20 protein-coding genes are annotated in these 18,838 nt (G+C 62.0%); 12 read left to right on the top strand and 8 right to left on the bottom strand.

The genetic code is table 11. The annotated features are described in order from the left end of the window. The first annotated feature begins 17 nt into the window (after positions 1-17). The 4 genes from CW354_RS00885 to mgtE all read left to right on the top strand — a co-directional run bounded on the left by CW354_RS00885 (position 18) and on the right by mgtE (position 4,249). A complete protein-coding gene (locus CW354_RS00885) occupies positions 18-791 on the top strand; it encodes a type III pantothenate kinase (RefSeq protein WP_104828162.1) in 774 nt (257 codons plus the stop codon). Continuing rightward, complete coding sequence (locus CW354_RS00880) at positions 791-2,449, top strand: ribonuclease J (RefSeq protein ID WP_104828161.1); 1,659 nt, start codon at positions 791-793, stop codon at positions 2,447-2,449. The genes CW354_RS00885 and CW354_RS00880 overlap by 1 nt, the downstream gene beginning before the upstream one ends. Further along, on the top strand, positions 2,449-2,694 hold the full coding sequence (locus tag CW354_RS00875; protein ID WP_104828160.1) for a DUF1467 family protein: 246 nt from the start codon (positions 2,449-2,451) through the stop codon (positions 2,692-2,694). The genes CW354_RS00880 and CW354_RS00875 overlap by 1 nt, the downstream gene beginning before the upstream one ends. Before the next feature lie 103 nt (positions 2,695-2,797). After that, the gene (gene mgtE / locus CW354_RS00870) at positions 2,798-4,249 is read left to right on the top strand and encodes a magnesium transporter (protein WP_104828159.1); all 1,452 of its coding nucleotides are present in this window, start codon (positions 2,798-2,800) and stop codon (positions 4,247-4,249) included. 75 nt (positions 4,250-4,324) lie between these two features. On the opposite strand, the gene CW354_RS00865 is transcribed toward mgtE, so the two are convergent. Both CW354_RS00865 and CW354_RS00860 read right to left on the bottom strand, forming a co-directional pair. Then, positions 4,325-4,606, bottom strand: coding sequence for a hypothetical protein (locus tag CW354_RS00865; RefSeq protein WP_104828158.1), 282 nt, complete (start codon positions 4,604-4,606; stop codon positions 4,325-4,327). Between the two features lie 83 nt (positions 4,607-4,689). After that, entirely contained in the window at positions 4,690-4,914 is a 225-nt protein-coding gene (locus tag CW354_RS00860; protein ID WP_104828157.1) for a hypothetical protein, read from the bottom strand. Positions 4,915-5,351: 437 nt separating this feature from the next. Between CW354_RS00860 and CW354_RS00855 the strand changes: the two genes are divergently transcribed. The 4 genes from CW354_RS00855 (at position 5,352) to CW354_RS00840 (ending at position 8,484) form a co-directional block, all read left to right on the top strand. Beyond that, on the top strand, positions 5,352-6,323 hold the full coding sequence (locus CW354_RS00855) for a lysozyme (protein ID WP_104828156.1): 972 nt from the start codon (positions 5,352-5,354) through the stop codon (positions 6,321-6,323). A gap of 42 nt (positions 6,324-6,365) precedes the next feature. Further along, the gene (locus CW354_RS00850) at positions 6,366-6,797 is read left to right on the top strand and encodes a DUF1489 family protein (protein WP_104828155.1); all 432 of its coding nucleotides are present in this window, start codon (positions 6,366-6,368) and stop codon (positions 6,795-6,797) included. Between the two features lie 14 nt (positions 6,798-6,811). Then, positions 6,812-7,591, top strand: a complete 780-nt coding sequence (locus CW354_RS00845; protein WP_104828154.1) for a hypothetical protein — start codon at positions 6,812-6,814, stop codon at positions 7,589-7,591. Between the two features lie 122 nt (positions 7,592-7,713). Next, entirely contained in the window at positions 7,714-8,484 is a 771-nt protein-coding gene (locus CW354_RS00840; protein WP_165793458.1) for an SPOR domain-containing protein, read from the top strand. On the opposite strand, the gene CW354_RS00835 is transcribed toward CW354_RS00840, so the two are convergent. Continuing rightward, positions 8,481-9,323 (bottom strand): fimbrial biogenesis chaperone, encoded by an 843-nt coding sequence (locus tag CW354_RS00835; RefSeq protein WP_104828152.1) that lies wholly within the window; start codon positions 9,321-9,323, stop codon positions 8,481-8,483. The genes CW354_RS00840 and CW354_RS00835 overlap by 4 nt on opposite strands. A gap of 106 nt (positions 9,324-9,429) precedes the next feature. Between CW354_RS00835 and CW354_RS00830 the strand changes: the two genes are divergently transcribed. Both CW354_RS00830 and CW354_RS00825 read left to right on the top strand, forming a co-directional pair. Continuing rightward, positions 9,430-10,269 carry a division plane positioning ATPase MipZ gene (locus CW354_RS00830; protein ID WP_104828151.1) on the top strand — a complete coding sequence of 280 codons (840 nt, stop codon included), beginning with the start codon at positions 9,430-9,432 and terminating at the stop codon, positions 10,267-10,269. Positions 10,270-10,308: 39 nt separating this feature from the next. Beyond that, on the top strand, positions 10,309-10,776 hold the full coding sequence (locus CW354_RS00825; protein WP_104828150.1) for a DnaJ domain-containing protein: 468 nt from the start codon (positions 10,309-10,311) through the stop codon (positions 10,774-10,776). Between the two features lie 3 nt (positions 10,777-10,779). Here the strand turns inward: CW354_RS00825 and CW354_RS00820 are convergent, their stop codons facing one another. After that, a complete protein-coding gene (locus tag CW354_RS00820) occupies positions 10,780-11,133 on the bottom strand; it encodes a winged helix-turn-helix transcriptional regulator (protein ID WP_104828149.1) in 354 nt (117 codons plus the stop codon). Between the two features lie 95 nt (positions 11,134-11,228). Between CW354_RS00820 and CW354_RS00815 the strand changes: the two genes are divergently transcribed. Beyond that, complete coding sequence (locus CW354_RS00815) at positions 11,229-11,804, top strand: DsbA family protein (protein ID WP_104828148.1); 576 nt, start codon at positions 11,229-11,231, stop codon at positions 11,802-11,804. Between the two features lie 182 nt (positions 11,805-11,986). On the opposite strand, the gene CW354_RS00810 is transcribed toward CW354_RS00815, so the two are convergent. Together CW354_RS00810 and CW354_RS00805 are read right to left on the bottom strand one after the other, a co-directional pair. Then, positions 11,987-13,054, bottom strand: a complete 1,068-nt coding sequence (locus tag CW354_RS00810) for a GGDEF domain-containing protein (protein ID WP_104828147.1) — start codon at positions 13,052-13,054, stop codon at positions 11,987-11,989. Between the two features lie 151 nt (positions 13,055-13,205). Beyond that, positions 13,206-14,687 carry a DEAD/DEAH box helicase gene (locus CW354_RS00805; RefSeq protein ID WP_104828146.1) on the bottom strand — a complete coding sequence of 494 codons (1,482 nt, stop codon included), beginning with the start codon at positions 14,685-14,687 and terminating at the stop codon, positions 13,206-13,208. Positions 14,688-15,027: 340 nt separating this feature from the next. On the opposite strand from CW354_RS00805, the gene CW354_RS00800 reads away from it, so the two are divergent. Beyond that, positions 15,028-15,354 (top strand): 7(1) septoil knot domain-containing protein, encoded by a 327-nt coding sequence (locus tag CW354_RS00800; protein ID WP_104828145.1) that lies wholly within the window; start codon positions 15,028-15,030, stop codon positions 15,352-15,354. Here CW354_RS00800 and CW354_RS00795 read toward each other — a convergent pair. Both CW354_RS00795 and CW354_RS00790 read right to left on the bottom strand, forming a co-directional pair. Then, positions 15,351-16,628: a hypothetical protein gene (locus tag CW354_RS00795; protein WP_133162106.1), complete on the bottom strand. Its 1,278-nt coding sequence runs from the start codon at positions 16,626-16,628 to the stop codon at positions 15,351-15,353. The two genes, CW354_RS00800 and CW354_RS00795, sit on opposite strands and share 4 nt — an antisense overlap. Before the next feature lie 271 nt (positions 16,629-16,899). Beyond that, positions 16,900-18,711 carry a peptidoglycan DD-metalloendopeptidase family protein gene (locus tag CW354_RS00790; RefSeq protein WP_104828143.1) on the bottom strand — a complete coding sequence of 604 codons (1,812 nt, stop codon included), beginning with the start codon at positions 18,709-18,711 and terminating at the stop codon, positions 16,900-16,902. Between the last annotated feature and the right edge of the window lie 127 nt (positions 18,712-18,838).

Genomic DNA, 18,838 nt, shown 5'->3' with positions numbered 1-18,838 from the left:
CGTTAAGGATCGGCTCCATGCTGCTCGCCATCGATGTCGGCAACACCAATTCTGTCATTGCGCTTTTCGACGGCGACAAAACGCCGGCGGGGCAATGGCGCGCGTCGACGTCCACGACGCGCACGGCCGACGAATATGCGGTCTGGCTGTCGCAGCTGATGGAGTTCGCCGGCTACAGGCTCGAAGACATTTCCGAATGCATTATCTCGACCGTGGTGCCGCAGTCGCTGTTCCATCTGCGCAATCTCTCCCGGCGCTATTTCAACTGCGAGCCTTTCGTCATCGGCCATGACAATGTGCCGGGCGTCGCCGTGCGGATTACGAAACCCTCCGAGGTCGGCGCGGACCGGCTCGTTAACGCCGTCGGCGCCTTCACCGCCCATGGCGGGCCCCTGGTCGTCGTCGATTCAGGCACCGCCACCAATTTCGACATTGTCGGCGCAGACGGCGGCTTCGAAGGCGGGGTCATCGCGCCCGGCATCAACCTTTCCATGCAGGCCCTGCATGAGGCTGCGGCGCGCCTGCCGCGCATCGCCATTGAAAAGCCGCCGAAAACCATCGGGATCGATACTGTGGGCGCCATGCAGACCGGCGTTTTCTGGGGCTATATCTCGCTCATCGACGGACTTGTCGCGCGCATCAAGGCCGAATATGGCGCGCCCATGAAAGTCGTCGCCACGGGCGGCATCGCTTCGCTCTTTGAAGGCGAAACTGAAACGATCGATATTTTCGACCATGACCTCACCATTCGCGGGCTTTACGAGATCTCGAAAAGGCTGAAGGCGCGCTGATGTCCCGTAAAGAGCTTGTATTCCTGCCGCTCGGCGGCTCCGGCGAGATCGGCATGAACATGAACCTTTACGGGGTCGGGTCGCCGGCCAACCGGCAATGGATCATGATCGATTGCGGCGTCATGTTCGGCGATCTGACGACGCCGGGCGTCGATCTTATTTGTCCGGACCCGACCTATATTCTTGAAGAAAAAGAAGCGCTGCACGGGCTCTTGCTGACCCATGGTCATGAAGACCATATCGGTGCCGTGGCGCTTCTGGCCCCGAAGCTCGGCTGTCCGATCTATGCGACGCCTTTCACGGCGGCGCTGGTCGAGCGCAAGCTCGCTGAATATGGCGGCGCCAATGTTGAGCTCAATATCATCGACATGAACGCCCGCTTCACGCTCGGGCCTTTCGACATCGAATATGTGACGCTCACGCATTCCATTCCGGAGCCGAGCGGCGTCATCCTCCGAACCGAGCTCGGAACGGTGCTGCACACCGGCGACTGGAAAATCGACAAGTCTCCGTCGCTCGGGCCGCTGATCGACAGCAGCACGATTAAAAAGCTTGGGGATGACGGGCTTCTCGCCATGGTTTGCGATTCGACCAACGTGTTGTCATCAGGCGAATCCGGCTCCGAATCGGCCGTGCGGGAATCCCTGACCAAGCTCATCGCGAAGCAGGAAGGCCGGGTCGCGGTGACGACTTTCGCGTCGAATGTCTCGCGCGTCGTCTCGATCTGCGAGGCCGCCGCCGCGGCAGACCGCAGCGTCTGCCTTCTCGGCCGGTCCATGCTGCGCATCGTCGATGCGGCCGAAGAGGTGGGGCTTTTGCCCAAGGGCTTGCGTTTCGTTGAACCGGCGGACGCCGGCCATCTGCCGCGCCAGCATGTGCTTTACCTTTGCACGGGCAGCCAGGGTGAGCCGCGTGCGGCCCTGTCGCGCATCGCCCGCAATGATCACCGCGATCTCATTCTGTCAGACGGCGATACGGTGATCTTTTCCTCGAAGATCATTCCCGGCAATGACCGCGAGATTTACAATCTCCAGAACGATCTCGTGGAGCTCGGCGTCAAGGTGATCACCGAAAAGGATGAGTTCGTGCATGTCTCCGGCCATCCCTGCCGTGAAGAATTGAGGTCCATGTATGAGTGGGCGCGCCCGGAAATCGCCATCCCGGTGCATGGTGAGGCGCGCCACCTTGAGGAGCATGCGGAATTCGCGCTGGAGCTCGGCGCGCAGAAATCCTTTGCGCCGCGCAATGGCGATCTGATCCGCATAGCGCCGGACGGGCCGGAGCGCATCGACGAGGTTCCCGAGGGGCGCATCTATCTCGATGGCGACGTCCTCTTGCCGGACGGCGCGATGCCCATGCGGGAGCGCCGCAAACTTTCCTATGCGGGGCTGCTGGCGGTCTCTCTTGTTTTTGACAAGCAGTGCGCGCTTGTCGATGATGTCTCCGTTTCCGGCATTGGCGTTGTCGACGAAGAAGAAGGCGAGGAGCCGGCGGATCTCGCCGACGACATCGAAGACGCGGTGCTCGGCCTGCCGAAAACAAAGCGCCGGGACGACGAGGCGGTGATGCTGGCGGTCAAACGGGCGGCGCGCGCTTATTACGACGATGTCTGGGGCAAGCGCCCGGTCATCGTCACCCATATTCATAGGACGGGCTGATGAACTGGGCCGGCGCAATCGTCATCTATATCGTCTGGTGGTGGGTCTCGTTTCTCGCCGTCCTGCCGATCGACATCAAAAGCCGCTGGGAGGCCGAGGACGACGGCGTCGAAGGCGCCGATCCCGGCGCGCCGACCGATCCCAAGCTGAAACAGAAAATCTGGCTCGCGACCAAGGTCGCCGCAGTTTTATGGGCCGTCACGGCGTCGGTCATCCTCAGCGGCGTCTTTAACTTTCGCGATTAGCCCGGGCGTTCCTGAAACGCTTGCCTTCGCAAATGGGCTGGCTTAGCAACAGGCCAAGGCAATCCCAACCACCGGACCGAAGCCGAAAGAGCGAGGGGCAGCCATGAGCGAAACCGCGCCCATCGAAGAAGAAGCGCGCCCGGAAAACGAGACGTCCGATAGCGACGCTCAGTTTGCGGAAGACCGCACGCTGTCGCCGGAGTTCGTGCGCGCGGTTGCGGACGCCATCGAAGCCGAAGACGCTGAAGCCTTCGAGGGCCTCACGCGCGAACTCCACCCCGCCGACATCGCCGACCTCATCGGTCTTTTGCAGGAAGAAGACCGCGAGGGGATGATTACGCTCCTCGGCGGCGCGCTTCATTCGGAGGTGCTGGCCGAGCTCGAAGAGGACCTTCTCGAGGACATCATCGAGGCGATGGAGCCGGCGAAAGTCGCCAAGGCCGTCGCTGAACTCGACACCGACGATGCGGCCTTCCTTCTTGAGGATCTCGACGCGGAAAAGCAGGCCGAGATTCTGTCCTATGCGACCATCGAGGACAGGCTGGCGCTTCGGGCCGCGCTCGATTTCGAGGAGGAAAGCGCCGGGCGCCTCATGCAGCGCGAGTTCTTCGCGGCGCCGGCTTTCTGGACCGTCGGCCAGATCATCGACCGCCTGCGCGGCACGGAGGAGTTGCCGGACCGGTTCTACGAAGTCTTCGTCGTCGATCCGGCGTTCAAGCCGGTGGGCTCGGTGCCACTGTCGACGCTGTTGAAATCGCCGCGGGACACGGTGATTGAAACCATCATGACGAGCCGGGACATGCATCCCGTGCCGGCGGTGATGGACCAGGAAGAAGTCGCCTATCTCTTCGAGCAATATAACCTCATCTCCGCGCCTGTCGTCGATGACGCCGAACGGCTGATCGGCATGATCACCGTCGACGACGTTGTCGAGATGGTGCGCGAGGAAACCCAGGAAGACATGCTCGCGCTTGGCGGCGTCGAGGCCGACACTGGTCTTTCCGACACGGTGTTCGAAACGGTGCGTTCGCGCTTTTCCTGGCTCGCCGTAAACCTTGCGACCGCGATCCTCGCCTCGCTAGTCATTGCGCTGTTCGACGCGGCCATCGGCCAGGTGGTGGCGCTCGCCATCCTGATGCCCATCGTCGCCTCCATGGGCGGCAATGCGGGCACCCAGACGCTGACCGTTGTTGTGCGTTCGCTCGCCACGAAAGACCTCACCGCCTCCAACGCCGCGCGCATTGTCTTTCGCGAGGCGCTGGTGGGGTTCCTCAATGGCGTCATCTTCGCCGTCATTATGGGCGCGCTTGCGGGCGTGTGGTTTTACATGAGCGGCTGGGGCGGGGAGAGCGAGGCGATGCGCCTTGGCGGCGTTGTCGGCGCAGCGATGATCATCAATCTTCTGGCGGCGGGCCTTGCCGGCATTCTCATTCCCATCGGCCTGCAGCGCGCCGGCGCCGACCCCGCCGTCTCCTCGGCGGTGTTCGTCACGACGATCACGGATATTGTCGGCTTTTTCGTGTTTCTGGGACTTGCCGCCATCGTTTTGCTCTAGCCCGGATGATGGGTGAAACCGTCATGGCGCCGATGGGCTGCACTGAAACAATCAAGACAGGCTGCTGACAGGGCCTCAGGCGCTCCGGCGTCCGGCCGGTCTGAACCGCCAGTAAACGAGCCCCGCCAGCCCCAGGATAAACGCCGTGCCGGGCTCCGGCGCGTCCACCGGCGGCTCTTCGGGCTCTTCCGGCTCGTCGCATTCATCATCGTCGGGATTGTCTTCGTCGCAGGGCGGCTCCTCGCCCGGCGGAATATAGACCGGCGGCACGATCACCGGCGGGAAATCCGGCCAATGAGGATCGTAAAGCGGCGGCAAAGGCGGTTCGCTCTCGCCCGCCGGAGGCGGCGTCGGCAAGGGTTCGGTTGTCGGAACCCGCCGCGTTTCCTGTGGGGCGACCGGATTATATCCGGCCAGCCGGGTCGGAACCGGACGGGGCGCTAAAAAGACTCCGCGGCGGCCCTCCGGGGCCCTTTGTCGCCGCAGCAGCCGCAATTGACGACAATGTCGTTGCGGATGTCGCCCACGGCGCGCGCCTGCCACGCGGCGAATTCTTCGTCGGTCATGACGCCGTCGTCGCGTCCGCCGCCAAACCCGCCTGTCCACAGGATCGCCGCGGCGATGATCACCGCTGCAATGATGTTATGGATGCCGTTGCCCAACATATCTCACCTCGAAACGCCCCCGCGCCCGGATCCGGCATCAAGGCCGAACCGGCCCTGCCTCCGTCCTGCGGACAGGCTTTCCCGTCCCCATACACACAAGACTTGTGCCAGAATCGCCCGCTCGAGGAGGCCGTCCGAATCGGCGGAAAAGTTTGAAAAACAGATGGTTAGAGATGGAATTCAGACGCTGGGGAAAATCCCGGGCGAGGGAGCCGCGTCGGCCGCCGTCCGATCTGTGCCGTTTCGGCGCCGCGAGAGCCGGAAAATCCGCCGGATTCGAGGGGCCGTCTACCCAACCGGGCCCCGGCATGGTAGGAATCGTTAACGGCGATTAACCAGGGGGGAAGCCGCGAAATGCGCCGGGTTTCGCGGGCAAGGCTTCCTGAGTATGACTCCCTCAGTGGGGAGTGACGGCCAGAGGGGTTCGAACGGGTCTGATGCGGACGGGAGAGACCGGTCTCAATCTGATCAAGGGGTATGAGGGCCTGCGCATGTCGGCGCATTATGCGCCGACGGAGCAATGGACCGTGGGCTACGGCCATACAGGATCTGCGCGTCACGGCATGAGCGTCACTGAAGGCGATGCCGAACGGCTGTTGAAGGATGACGTTCAGCCAATTGAGCAGCTGATTGGCGACACGGTTCGCGCGCCCTTAAACCAGAATGAACATGACGCGCTGGTCTCGCTGATTTTCAATATCGGCGAAGACAACTGGCGGCGCTCCACCGTGCTCCGCAAGCTGAACGCCGGCGACAAGCTCGGCGCGGCGAACGCCTTCGAGCTCTGGAGCAAAGCTTTCGTGAACAACGAACTCGTGACGCTCGATGGTCTCGTGCGCCGGCGCGCGGCGGAAAAATCGCTCTTCCTGATGCCGACCGACGCGGCGCTTGTTGTTCCGAGTTCGGACGTTCATCCGGCGGCGGAATGTGAACCGGAATATGTTTCTGATCGCGTCTTAAACGCAAAGCCCGTCGTCGATTTCGACGACTACAAGTCAGACGAAAAGAAAGCCTTGTCGGCTGAGGAACGCGCCGCGCGGACCCGCGCCCTGTTCGCCGCGACGCAGGCGCTGGGCGGCGATCCCTCGAAGATGATCATCTCCAAGGCTGAAGAGCGCGCCGATATGGGCGTGACGGTGGGCGCGTTGCTGGCGGGGCTCCTCGCCTTCGCCATGACCGGCGTCGGGGCGATCCTCCTTCTCGGCCAGGAAGCGCCGGGCGTTGCGGAGGCCATGGGCCTCACCTATGAGCGGTTTACGACGATCTTCGAGAACCTGCCGATCTGGCTCGCAGGACTTGGCGCGGCCATGTCCTATTTCATTCTCTATATTCTCGTGAAGCGCGCCGCGCGGCACGATCTGAAACGCCAGCGCGCGCGGGATCTGGCGCGCCTGCGCGTGGCGGAATAACGGGGCTGAATTCCGGGCGCGCGGCCCCTATATTGCGAGTCCATGACGCTACATCTCGTTAAACTTTGCGCCGGCGCCGGGAGCGTCGAGGACCTTGCCGACCGCATCGACCACCGGGTCGCTGTCAATGAAAAGGCGGGGCTCGGCCGCATTCACGATCATGTCACCCGCATGCATCCGCGCCGCGAAAAGGAGCTTCTCGAAGGCGGCTCCATTTACTGGGTGATCAAGGGCGTCATTCTCGCCCGGCAGAAAATCGTCGGTTTTGAAAAAAGAACGGGCAAGGATGAAATCGAAAGAACGGCGATCCTTCTCGATCCGGCTTATGTGCTCACCGAGGCGCAGCCGCGCCGGGCGTTTCAGGGCTGGCGCTATCTTGCGGGCGAGGATGCGCCGCAGGATTTAAAAAAAGGCGCGCGCAAGGGGCCGCCGCCGGAACTGGGGCGCAAGCTCGCGGAATTGGGGCTGTTGTGAAGCCGCCTTTGAAGATGTCGCCGTTGAAAATGAGCCTGATCGGCGCAGGCGCCGCGGCGGCCGCTGGCGTCGTTGTGATGACGCAAACGCTGCCTGACAAAGATGGTGCTGAGTTAACGGGAGCGCCGGCGCGGGAGCTCTGTCTCAAGGGCGACTTCGCCTTCTTCGCGGATATTCCAGCGGGCTGTTATTCTTATGAGCAAATCCGCAATATGGCTAACGCCCCGCTTGTAGACCGGCGGGGCGCTAAAGTGACCGTCAACATGACGCATCCGACTGACATGAGCGCCGCGCCGGTCGAAGTCGGCAATTGCCGCGATTATCGCAAGGCGCGTTTTGGCGGATGGTATGCGCCGACGTCACGCGACATGCGCCGCGAAGCTTATTTCATCCGCGCCTGCGGGACGCTCGCCATGTTGAGCGAAGCGCAAGAAGCAAAACACGCCTATTTCGACAATGGCTCCCCGCGGTCCGGAGAAATCGCCGACCTTGCAGCGAAAATGACGTTCGGCGAAATGAGTCCGACGCCGGGCGATGTGCGTGTCAAAAAGGAACAGGGGCATGTCTGGCGCATCAGCGCCGGGGATATTTCCATCGCCATTCATGAAATCGCCAACGCCGATTTCGACAATGACGGCGTTGAGGAGATTCTCGCCTTCATGGCAGGCGCCCCCCAGGGCGGCACTGCGGCTTTTTATGAGGCGGGGCTTCTTGAGAAGGATGCGCCTGAAGCTGCGCTCGCCTTTACACCCTTCGCCTTTACGGGAGATGAGGCGGGCGAGACGGGCGGCTGAAAAATCCCGCTTCAAGGTGTTTTTTTCGCTGCTGGCGGAGCTTGGCCTTGGACGCCCGGCGGCGGATGACTATGATAGAGGCGATTCTGGATTTTGAAGAGATTTCAGGGAGAAATAGGCCCTTGGCGCTTTTGAGACATACCGGCGCGGTGATCGCATGTGCGTTCATTTCCGCTTGCGCGTCCTTTCCGGGCGGGGGCGGTGACGAAACGCCGCTTACGGCTTCCGCGCAGGAAGTCGAAGAGGCGCAGATGCAGGTCGCGTCTTTGGAGGCGGAGGTGGCGCGCCTGAAATCCCAGAATGCGCGACTCGCCAATGAAGTGCTTTCTTTGCAACGCGAACGTGACCGCCGCGCGGCGGCGGACGAGGCGGCCCAGGCGGCTGACGAAAAAGAGCTGCAGCTTAGCGTCAAGCCGAAACCGGACAGCACGGCCAGCAACGAAACGCCGCCGCGTTCGAAAGCGGTGGTCGACGACGCCGCCTCGCCCGCGCTCGCGAAAACCGACGTGCCTGTGGAAACCTCGCCGCGGCTTGTGCAGCCGACCTTTGCGTCGAACGAAACCGTTTTTGAAAACGAAGCCGAGAATGGCGACATTAAAACCGAAAGCGTTTTGTTCGGCGTTCATCTCGCGTCTTACCGCCATCTGGAAGAAGCCCGGGCCGGCTGGCGCAAGCTGCAGCGGGAGAACCCTGACGAGCTTGGTTTGCTGGAGCCGCGCGTTGAGGCCGTGACGATTGAAGGCAAGGGCAAGTTCCTGCGTCTTATCGGCGGCGGCTTCGCTGCGCGCGACAAAGCCGAGGCGCTGTGCGGCCAACTAAAGGCGAACGGCCTGTTCTGCTCGGTGGAGAGTTTCGAGGGCGAACGTCTCTCGCTTGCGGAAAATCGCGGCTAATTGTCTTCAGGCGGTTTAATGTCGAAAGCGCGGCTGTCGAAAACGACGCCTTCATACTCCGCCGCGCCTTCATAGCGCACCGTAAGCTCGCCTGCGCCGAGCGAGACGAAGCCGAAGGGAACGGTCACCTTGCGTTGTTCGGCGTCGGTGAAGCCGGCGACATTGTCGCGAATACCGAGCAGTTGTTTCTCGCCGTCTTTGGGTTTGTAAGTGACGACCATCCGCCCATAGCTCGACCAGTCGCCTTTGGGTTCAATCGTCGTTTCCAGCATCAAAAGGCCCTCATCGTCGCGCAGGAGTTTGACGTCCGTGATCTTTGCATCGGCCTTGCCGCCATTGCGCAAGATCACGGGCGCTGACATGCCGAGCCCCACATCGACCTGCAGGCCGGTGTTGCTCGCCTTGCGCAGCGCCGTGCGCGAGGCTTCCGTTTCGATCAGAAGATGCGAGCGCCTTTCTCCCTTTGGCGGCTTTGCGCCTTTTTTGATTTCGACAGTGATGGTCTGGCGTCCCCCAGGCTTCAGGCGGAAATGGGCTGGCGACACCACCAGATAAGGAGCGGCGCTAAGCTCGGCGCGCAAGGCCGGGTCGGCCGACTCGTAGCCGGTCTCGGCCGCGGCGAGATCGATCCAGCTGACACGGCCTTCGACAATCCGGTCGGAAGGGTTGGAGACGGCGAATTCGGCGCGGGGGTGGTCGGAGTCCAGAACCTGGCGCAAGGGCGCAAGGTCCATATCCGCCATCGCAGCGCCAGGGGCGACGACCCCCGCGGCGGCGGCCAGGATGGCCGCCAGCCCGGCCCGGCGCCGTCTCCGGTCAGATGTCTTCGCTATCGCCATAGGCCCTAGAATCGTCTCACAGTCGAAATTAAGTAGGGAGAGTTTCCCAACTGTAAGCAAAAACCATGAAATGCCGGTCCCGCGAGGCCGATGAGAGACCTTTCCTATGACTCACGTAATCGTCCTCGGGAACGAAAAGGGCGGCTCGGGCAAATCGACGACGGCGATGCATCTCATCGTCGCCTTGTTGAAGTCCGGCAAAAAGGTCGGCGCGGTCGATCTTGACCTGCGTCAGGGCAGCTTGACCCGATATCTTGAGAATCGAAGAAAATTCAGTGAAATCAAAGGGAAAGAGCTCATCTTTCCGGAGATGGTGAAGGTGGAGCCGTCGAGCCTCGACAGCCGCGCGGAGTCCCAGAAGAAAGAGACGGAAAACCTTAAAAACGCGCTGAAAACTCTCGGGGAGTGCGATTTCGCGGTGATCGACTGTCCCGGCGCGAACACCCATCTCTCGCGGCTCGCCCATCTTCACGCCGACACCATCGTGACCCCCTTGAATGACAGTTTCGTCGACTTCGACCTTCTCGCGAAGGTCGATCCGGAAACCGGCAAGGTGGTCGGTCCCAGCCTTTACAGTGAAATGGTGTGGGATGCGCGCAAGCACCGGGCGATGATGGGCGACCGCAGCGGCATCGACTGGGTGGTGATGCGCAATCGCCTTTCAGCCACCCGCGCCCGCAACAAGAAGAATATGGGCGACAAGCTGGATGAGCTTTCCTCGCGCATCGGCTTCCGGCTGGCGCGCGGCTTCGGCGATCGGGTGATTTACCGCGAGCTGTTTCCTATCGGGCTGACCCTCCTCGATCTCGGCGGGGTCGATTCGCCGGTGCGCCTGTCGACCATGAGCCATGTCACCGCGCGGCTCGAAATTCGCTCCCTTGTCGCCGCGCTCAACCTGCCGGCGGGCGAAGAAACCAAAGACGCCGACAAGGCGGCGGCCGCTTAAATCATCGCGGCTCAGCCCTGAAGCGGCTATGCTGGCCTGATGGGTCTTGCTTTTCTCGCCATTCTGGTCGCCGTCGCCGCTGCGGGCTGGCTCTTGTTCCGGCTGGCGCGGGCCGGCGATGATCAGGGCGGGCGCTCCATGACGGTCATGAAGCTTGTGGTCTGGCTGGCGCTGACGGCTGTTCTGTTCGCAGCAAAGCTCTGGCCGCTCGCCTTCATGGTGCTGCTGGCGGCGGGGGGCGTCACGGCGATCGAGGCCTGGCGGGCTAGGGCCGGGTCACCGGAAACGGAGGAGGCGCCGCCGGCTTCGCCCCCTGCGAAGCGCATCAGCGAGGAAGAGGCGCTGTCGGTGCTGGGCCTGAAACCGGGCGCAAGCCTTGAAGAAATCCGCGCCGCGCACAGAAAGCTTATCGCCCAGCTTCATCCCGACCGGGGCGGCACGGATTATCTCGCCGCCAAGATCAATGAAGCCCGCGATTACCTGATGCGCCGCGCCGGCGCGGAATGAGCTTTATCCGACTTTGAAAGGCGGTTTGTAGGTGCCGGGGTAGTGGGCGTTGCCCCATCTCGCGATTTCGCGCAGCACCGGGCCCAGCGCGCGTCCTTTTTCCGTCAGCGCATAGTCATAGCGCACTGGATTTTCCTGATAGGCCGATTTTGAGATCAGTCCGTGCGCTTCAAGCCGTTTCAACCGTTCGGCGAGAATGTTCGTAGTGACGCCCTCCGGCGACTTCAGAAAATCATTGTAGCGCGTGACGCCGCGAAAGAGGTCGCGGATGACGATCAGCGACCACTTGTCTCCGAGAATGTCGAGACTCACTGCCAGGGGGCAGGGCGAACGGCTGAATGTCGGTTTTTTGGGCAAGGCGGCTCCCGGGTGACTTTTTTATTGCAAGTTACAGTCGATCCATATAACTTGCAAAATGAAAGTGATATATCGAAACAGAAGGAAGAAAGCCGATGACCGGTATTCGCGTTTATCACGGCTTCCGAAGTCCCTATTCGCGGCTTGGACTCCATATGCTGGTCAAGGCCGGCCTTACAGCGGAGCTGATCCCGTTCACCGGCCCGCCCGAGGGGCATAAATTCGACGACCCGGCCGCGAACCGGCTGAAGCTTTCCTATTATCTCCTCGATGCGCCGCGCATGACCATGCGCCTGGGCCTGCCGATCCAGCCGCCCAATCCGTTCGATGTCGACATGACGACTGCAAACAAGGCTGCCGCCGCCGCAGAACTCGACGGCAAGGGGCTCGCTTTCGCCATCGCCGTATCGGATGCGCGCTGGGGCAAGGGGCGCGATGTCTCCGATTTAGCGGTGCTTGAAAAATGCGCCGATGAGGCCGGCTGGGACAAGGCGCGCATTGAAACAGCACAGGAAGACGAAGACGTCGCCGCCGTCATGCAGCGCCATCGCGAGATGATTGCGGCAGACGGCGTTTTCGGCGTGCCTTTTGCGGTTATGGGCGCCCAAAAATATTGGGGCCATGACCGGTTTCACATTCTGGCGGAAGACGTAGGGGGCGCCGCCGTTTAGAGCCTAGCTGAAAATCCTTCACACGTCCTCGAAATAGAGGGATCAGACGTTCCTATCGGCGTATTGATGCGCCAACGGCTCTGCAGTTTAAGAATCAAGAGCCTGAGAGGCGCCGGCGTCTTTGCTGACTGACGTCTGTCTATTCTGTTTCTGAATGCGCTGCGGGCTTTTGAATCTGGCTCTTAGGCGACGCCCTGGCGCGGGCTTTCCTCGTCGGACGCGCTTAGCTCGCCTTCGTGGAATACGCGGTTTCGCCCAGCGCTCTTTGCCGCGTAAAGGCAAGTATCCGCGCGCTCGATGAGGCTTTCCATCGTGTCATCGGGGCGAAGCTGGGCGACGCCCAAAGACATGGTGACCGTGCCGAGATCTTCTTCCGTCCGTCGTTTGCGCAGACGGCGCGATTCAACGGCGGCGCGGATTTTTTCCGCCACTTTTTGCGCGTTTTCGATGGTCGTGCCCGGAAGAACGACAGCGAATTCTTCGCCGCCATAACGCGCCAGAAGGTCCATGCCTTTCACATTGGCGTTCATCATTTCGGCGACAAGACGCAGCACCTGATCGCCGGTGAGATGGCCCCAGGTGTCGTTGAACTTCTTGAAATGGTCGATATCGCAAAGCAGCAGCGTCAGCGGCTCGCCGTTGTCGCGCGCCTCGCTCATATGTTTTCCCAGCGAGCGGTCGAAAGTCGCGCGGTTGGCGACGCCGGTCAGCGCATCCTGCATGGCTTCGCGCTGGATCGCCTCGACATCGCGCTGCAACGCGTTGACCTCGTCGACGGACGCGGCAAGGCGGGATTCAAGATTTTCGTTTTCCTCGCGCATGGACTTCGCAACGGAAATGACGCCCTCGAGAAGCGCCCCCACAGCCGGGTACGTTTCCGTCGTCTCGCGCAGCTGTTCGGAAATGTTGGACAGTTGTTTCGTGCGGCCTTGCGCGTTTTCGCCGGATTCTTCGACAATATCGTAGAGAGCGCTGACTTCGTTGTGAAACCGCGTCACCAGCTCGATGACATCGTTTGAAATATCTGTTTGCTCGATAAGCTTTTTATAGAGCGCGTCAGCCTTTTCCTGACTGACCTTGCCGTTAGCGTCCATGGCTTTCTGGATGTGCGCGGAGAGAGAAGGGTTCTTGCCCTCGACATGCGCATACCACAATTCGTAATTGCGCGGACTGGCCGAAAGACCGGTCTTTTTCAACGCCGCGAGCGCAAGCTCGGCATAGCGGTGACTCGTATCCGTATCTGGACTCATAGCTCCCCGAAATCCAAATGGGCGTTTCTTACCCGTTGGAAAGAGCTTAAAGGAGCGCAGTAAAGGATTGCCTAAGGTCGGGCCCGTGCGAATCACGCCGGGCCCGGCGGTTGCGGGCTCTTGAATGTCCTAATTAACGTCCGGTTAAAACCTAGCGCGCGACTTTGCGCGTCAGGAAGGCTGGCACATGATCGCCAAGGCCGACGACGGCTTCCTCGCGCCGGCGCGAGGAGCGGGCGTCGCCGCCGCCCCGGCGGCGTTTTGACGAGCGGGTCTCGTCACGCTGCTTTTTGGGCTCGGCCTGGTTGTCATTGTCCTGTTCAGGCTCGACCTGTGCTTCCACAGCCGGCTGATCGTTCGCAGGCTCCTTAGCGTCTTTGGGTTTTCTGCGGCTCGGCTGGTCGCCGGAGGAGCGCTCGCCCCGCCGGGAGCGGCTTTTGCCGCCCTTGTCGTCACGGCCGCCTTTTCTGTCCGGTCTTTCGGACGCCGGGTTGGCTTCGAAGAATTCGCTGAAATCGAGCTCTTCGATCTCCTTGGCGCCGATCGTCTTCAGGATCGAGTCGAGATGTTTGCCGTCTGCGGGCGTCACCAGCATCAGCGCGGCGCCTTTGCGCCCGGCGCGCCCGGTGCGTCCGATGCGGTGGACATAATCGTCCGAATGAATCGGCACGTCGAAATTAAACACATGACTCACCGCCGGAATGTCGAGACCGCGGGCGGCGACGTCCGACGCGACCAGGAACTGCAAGTCGTCATTACGGAATTTGTCGAGGGTTTCGGTGCGGAAAGACTGCGCCAGATCGCCATGGATGGGGCGGGCGTTGAAGCCATGCTTTTGCAGCGACTTCGCGACGACATCGACCGTCGATTTGCGGTTGCAGAAGATGATGCCGTTCTTGACGTCTTCCTTGCCGATGAGTTCGCGCAGCACAGCGCGCTTCTGCTTATCGTCTTTAGAGGGCACGCGCACGATATTCTGGGTGATGGTGTCGGCGGTGGTCGCCGGCTTTGAGACCTCGATCCGCACCGGCTGGTGAAGGAACTGGTCGGTAATGCGCTGGATTTCCGGCGGCATGGTCGCCGAGAAGAACAGGGTCTGGCGCGTCATCGGCGTCAGTTTGAAGATTTTTTCGATGTCGGGAATGAAGCCCATGTCGAGCATGCGGTCGGCTTCGTCGACGACCATCACTTCAATGCCATTGAGGAGGAGGCGTCCGCGCTCGAAATGATCGATCAGGCGGCCCGGCGTCGCAATGAGAACATCGACGCCGCGGGTGAGTTTCGCATCCTGGTCGCCGAACGAGACGCCGCCGATGAGGAGCGCCATGGTCAGCTTGTGGTTGACGCCGTATTTCTCGAAATTCTCCGCGACCTGCGCGGCGAGCTCCCGGGTCGGCGCGAGGACGAGGCTGCGCGGCATGCGCGCCTTGGCGCGGCCTTTCGACAGGCGCTCGATCATCGGCAGGGTGAAGGAGGCGGTTTTGCCCGTGCCGGTCTGAGCGATGCCGAGGACGTCCTTGCCCTCAAGCGCGGGCGGGATCGCCTCTTTCTGGATCGGGGTGGGGGTTTCGTAGCCAGCCGCAGCAATAGCTTCGAGCAGTTTCGGCGATAGGCCGAGATCAGCGAACGACATTCAGTCTCCGTTTGGTTTTTTTGCTGGCGGGGCGCGCTTGCGCCGCCCGTAAACCAGTTTTTGCATCGGCGGGGTTGTTTCTCTTCAACGCCCCGCCCTTCCGCCGAGGAAGCGATGCGTCATCAATGCAATGGGTCTTTCGACCGGAAGCGAATGCAAAATGTGCGCTGCGTCTTATGGTGGGGCCGACTTCCAGCAAGGAAAAAGGCCGGTTGCGCGCGCTGCATCGCAGCATTGCTGAGCGGGAAGTAGGGGGCTTTCGCCCTCAAGTCAACATTTGCGAGACTTTTCGGGCCCTCTAGCGCTGGTCCGAAAGCGGATTGTTGCCTAAAATCATCACATGCACGGACGATTTGCCTGTACCGCTATTGGCTTTCTGGCTCTGAGCGCGCCCGCCGCCGCCGGGGACGGCTTTAACCAAGAAGCATGCACGTTCAACGGCGTCGCGCTTCATGGCGATATACAGGTGGTGGACAGTTTCCCGGATATCAAGGTGCAAATCGTCGACAGCTTCCCGGACCTGAAGGTCGAAATCGTCGACAGTTTCCCGGAGGAATGCGGTCAATGGAAAATGGTCGAGAGCTTTCCCGACATTAAAATTCAGTATGTGGACAGTTTCCCGGACCTGAAAATCGAATTCGTAGAGAGTTTCCCGGGCGTTCCTTAAGCATTGCGGCGCTTCTTTATAAAAGCTGACCATAGCACCACGTTGTCGCCGAGCGACGGCGCGGGGCGGCGAACAGGCGCTGGCGCGGGTGAAAAGAAGCCGGCGCCGATCAGCAAGGCGAACATCGCCGTGGCGCCGAGCGAGGCGTAAACGCTGGCGTCGACAAGGCCGAAGCCCGGCAGGTCTCCGCCGCGCCAGGAGAGGAAGGCGGCGGCGATGAGCCCCGCGCCGAGCGGCGGCCTGAGCGCGGCAGCGTAAAACAGCAAAACCCCGACAAGCACAAAATTCGGAGCGTGGAGCGGCGCGACGGCAAGCGCGGCGCTGGCGGCGATCATCAGATTGTCCACGGGCTTCAAGGCGCGCGCGCGTTTGCGCCCTGCAAGCCCCGCCGTGGAAACCGCGGCCAGCGCCAGGAGAAAATAAAACATTGCGCCAAGATCCGGCGCGCCAGCGGCTGAGAGGAGCGCGCGCAGGCCGGCAGCGGCCTCTGCGGACCCGCTTGGGGTTTGTCCGGCCCCGGAGATCAGGGCGGCGGCGATATCGACCCCCGGCGTCACCGCCAGCACTGGGACCGCCATCAGGAAAGAGAAGATGGCGCCGAGGATGAGGGCGCGCCGCCCATAGGCGGAAAGCCCCAGCCCGGCGATGAGGATGAGTCCGATGGAAGGCTGCAGCATCAACAATGCGACGCCGCCGGCGCCGGCGAGATCGTGTTTCGCCGCTGCGCCGTAAAGCAGGAGGCTGGCGCCGAAATAGACAAGCGGGGACGCTGCTCCCAGGACGAAAGCGCCGCTGACCGCTTCCGTTGTCGTTATGAAGCCTGCATGCAGCAGGAACAGGGTGAGCGGCGACAGGCTTTTGAGAAGAGAGGCGAATTCCGTGTCGCCGAAAAGCGTCGATTGCGCCGCCATCTTCCGGAAGGTGGCGACATTGAGGCCGCTCGCGCCGAGAAGCGCCGCCGCATTGAAGAAAAACCACGCGCGTCCCGCTGTCGCCGGATCGAACAGGGAAAAGATTGCGGCGATAGGGAACCAGTTTGGTCCCGCAAGCCAGAGCGCGTTTTCGATGCCGGCGAACTGCGCCGCCGCAGTCTGCGCAAACTCTTCTGTGTAAGGATTGCCGCCAGCAGTCCAGAAATCGCCCGCCAGCCATAACAGGCGAAAATCATCAGCCGACGAGGTCCAATGCGCGCCGGCAAGCCAGGCGAGATGGGCCATCCCGGCGAGAAACGCAGCGGGCGCAAGATAAGTCAGCAAGGTTTTCGCCGCCGGCATATCCGGGCCCGCCATAAACAAACGCAACAAAAGGCTTCCAAGCCTAGCCGTCAGCCGCTGAAAGCCGGGTTAAATTACGCCTCGCCTTGCAACTTTCGGGCGACGCAAGGCCCGAGAGCTAAAAAAAGTTGGATTTATTTCATCCACGGGCTTCTGCGCGGCCCTATGATGAGCCTTGTCCCGGGACGGAACGCGTTCCGCGCGCCGGGCGTTTTTGCATCAATTTTGAAGATTAAGGAGACAGGCCATGGCCGAGGCCGCCATCGCGCAATCAGAGCGCCCCTTGTGTTCCGCTGTTCTGGCGGGCGTAGAGCGCCTCGCGTTCTTCCGGCGGCATGCGCATGGCGTCGATCATGGCGCGCATCATTTTGAAGCGGTCGAGCGCTTCGCCCTGAAGTTTCTTGCCTGTCGTCTTGATCTTGAGGCGCTGGGGATTCACCGCCTTGCCGTGAAGATGGACTTCGTAATGAAGATGCGGGCCGGTCGAGCGGCCGGTCGTGCCCACATAGGCGATGATGTCGCCCTGGCGCACGCGCTTGCCGGCGCGGATGCCCCGGGCAAAGCCTTTGAGATGGGCGTAGGCCGTTTGATAGCCGTTGGCGTGACGGATCCGGACGTAATTGCCAAAGGAGCCGTAGCGGTTGGCGCGCTCGATAACGCCGTCGCCGGCGGCCTTGATCGGCGTGCCGCGCGGGGCGGCGAAGTCGACGCCTTTATGGGCGCGGCGATAGCCGAGGATCGGGTGCCGGCGCGTGCCAAAGCCGGAGGAAAGCCGCGCGCCGTCGATCGGCGTTTTCATCAGAAGGCGCCGCGCGCTCTGGCCGGTGGCGTCGTAAAAATCCGACGTCTCGCCGTCCTCGGAAAAGCGGTAATAGCCTTTCTCGCGCGAGCGGCCGCGCCATTTCAGGCGCGCATAAAGGATGTCTCCGACAGAGACCATCTTGCCGCGGTCGTCGTAATTGACTTCGAAAATCGCCTCGAATTCGTCGCCGCCGAAGATCTCGCGCTGGAAGTCGACGTCATAGGAAAAAGCGTCGGCGAGATCGGCGATGATCTGGTCGGGCGCGCCCACATGCTTGGCGGACAGGTAAAGACTGCCGTTGATCTGGCCGGCGATGGACATGACCCGCGTCGTCAGCGGCACGGTCTTTTTTTCCGCGAGGATTTCGCCGTTGGCGGCGCGGCGGAGGAGAATGCGGTTTTCCGGGTCGGCGCGGAATTCGAGCCCGAGAAGCTGGGCTTGCGGCTCCTTATGGGCGGAGGCGAGTTCGAACAGAGTCTGGTTCTGCCAGCCAAGAGTCAGCGCCAGTTCCTGGCCGGGCAGGAGGCGGCGCAGATTTTGATATTCGCCGAAGGCGTAGGCGGCCTCATTCGCGTCGACAGGGCTGACGCCGGCGCGCTTCAAGGCGTCGACAAAGTTTTCGCCGCGATTAATGCGGATGCGGAACTCCTGCGGCTCGCGCGACAAATCGGCGGCGAGCGCGACGGCGGGCGCTGTGCGGCTGACATCATGACGAACGATGTCGCTTGCAAAAAAGAAAGGTGGCGGCTGGTCGTCAGCGGACGCATATTCGACGCCGCCAAGCTGCATCGGCCGCGAGGGCGGCGCAACGGGCTTGGGCGCCGGTGCCGCGGGCTTGAGGCTCGGCGCGACGCCGGCGGTTTTGACGACGCCGTCCGCAATGCTTGTGGTTACGGGTTTGAGATGGGGGACGAGACCGTCCGGCTTGTCCGCCGTTTCTTCACCCCCTGCGAGCGCCCGCTCCGTTTCGGCGGCGCGCCCGGCGCGGGCGGCGCGCGATTCCGCCAGCGCTTCGGCGACGGTCATCTCTTCGGCCGCCGCCTTTTCAACCGGCGCCGCCGGGGCCGTTTCGGGCGCGACGGGCAGGGTCGCGGCGATGGGCGTTTCAGCGATCCGTTGGGGTTCGGAGATGGCGGAAAAGACGAGAAACACGCCGCCAGCGAGCAGAACGGTCAGCGCCGCGGCGAGCGCCGCGGGCCCCCGCCGCTTGCGCTCAAGCGGGCAGTAGGCGTCGCCGCCTCCCGTAAGGGTTTGACCTGTATGAACAAACTCGCCTGTCATTCGCGCCTGGCCGCCGGTTTCCTGGGCCTATTCAAATCGCCATTCAAGTTCCTGGCCAGCCTGCCGGCGGCCGCCGCCTTCTATCCTCGCACGCCTCGCCAAAGCCCGCAATTTTTTGCATGCTTAA

Origin of the sequence: Hyphococcus luteus, from assembly GCF_002943565.1 — a bacterium.
GTDB classification, from domain to species: Bacteria; Pseudomonadota; Alphaproteobacteria; order Caulobacterales; family Parvularculaceae; genus Hyphococcus; species Hyphococcus luteus.
Note: the sequence above shows the minus strand (reverse complement) of the source record. Positions and strands in the feature narration are given on the sequence as shown.